The sequence below is a fragment of the Tenebrionibacter intestinalis genome (assembly GCF_016632365.1).
GTDB classification, from domain to species: Bacteria; Pseudomonadota; Gammaproteobacteria; order Enterobacterales; family Enterobacteriaceae; genus Tenebrionibacter; species Tenebrionibacter intestinalis.
Genome location: NZ_JAEPBH010000131.1, coordinates 1 through 1,240 on the forward strand (window position 1 = coordinate 1; position 1,240 = coordinate 1,240).

The window sequence follows — 1,240 nt, forward strand, 5'->3', positions numbered from 1 at the left end:
TATCCTGGTCTTGTCCATGTTCAGCCTGAGTTTCAGGCTGTCTTCAAGCACACTACGACACTCCTCCCTGATGGCTTCTGCCTGTGCTTTGGTGCCCTTGACGATAAGCACGAAGTCATCGGCATACCGGCAGTACGCTACAGCGGGTTTCCATTGCCAGTTTTCTCTGACTGCGGTACTTCGGCCCCGCTGGATACTGTTATTCCAGTACCAGCGATCCTTTCTGGCTTTCCCGCTCAGATAGCGTTTATGCAGATACTGATCGAACTCATTTAGCATGATATTCGACAGCAACGGCGAGAGCATTCCGCCCTGTGGTACACCTTCACTGGCCGCCCGAAAGAGACCGACATCAACATGCCCCGCTTTGATGGTTTTCCACAGCAGGGCCATAAAACGTGGGTCACTGATCCTGCGGCGAACGGCTTTCATCAGCAGGCGATGATGCACGGTGTCAAAGTAGCTGGACAGGTCACCTTCAATCACCCAGCGGCCCCGGGTTTCTCCGCAATCGGTAAGTTGCAGCTTTACCGTTCGGATCGCATGATGGACGCTACGTTCAGGCCGGAAGCCATATGAGAGCGTATGAAAATCACTTTCCCATATCGGCTCCATTGCCATCAGCATTGCCCGCTGAACAATACGATCCCGCAACGCGGGGATACCCAGTGGTCGCCGTTTGCCGTTGCTTTTCGGGATATAAACCCGTCTGGCTGGCAGGGGCTGGTAGTGACCCGAGAGAAGTTCTTCGCTGAGTTTTTGCAACTCAGCAGACAGTCCGGCCTGTAGCTTTGCTTTGTTCACACCATCAACGCCGGGAGTATGTGCCCCCTTTGATGAAAGTGTGATCCGCGCAGCTTCAGCCAGCCATTCTGGCCGTGTTATCAGACGCAGCAGCCGTTCAATCCGTCGGGACGGATCAGTTGCTGCCCAGGTGGCAAGCTTGCGTTGCATTTCGCTGATTATCAAAGGTCTTCACCTCACTGAGTCAGTTAATTCACTTCGCAAACACATTTAAACTGCTTCCCTTCGCCATGTAATGGGCTTTCCCCATCGCGGACTACTACGGAAGCTCCGCCAGTCAGCGCGTCATCGGAGCCATGCCTCCTTAACATCCGTCGCTGACCTTCCCCGGTTCACCTGTCTGGACTCATACATACTGAGGAGGCTGCCCGTCGCACTCTTTATCCTTGCTTGCCGCAAGTTGGCAGGAGGCAGCAATTCGGACTGTGAAAAAAAA

General features: G+C 53.9%; 1 protein-coding gene. It reads right to left on the reverse strand.

From position 1 onward, the window contains the following. Positions 1–954: reverse transcriptase domain-containing protein (locus JJB97_RS18060; protein ID WP_263458016.1), on the reverse strand; the 954-nt coding region annotated here is incomplete at its 3' end. Positions 955–1,240 lie beyond the last annotated feature (286 nt).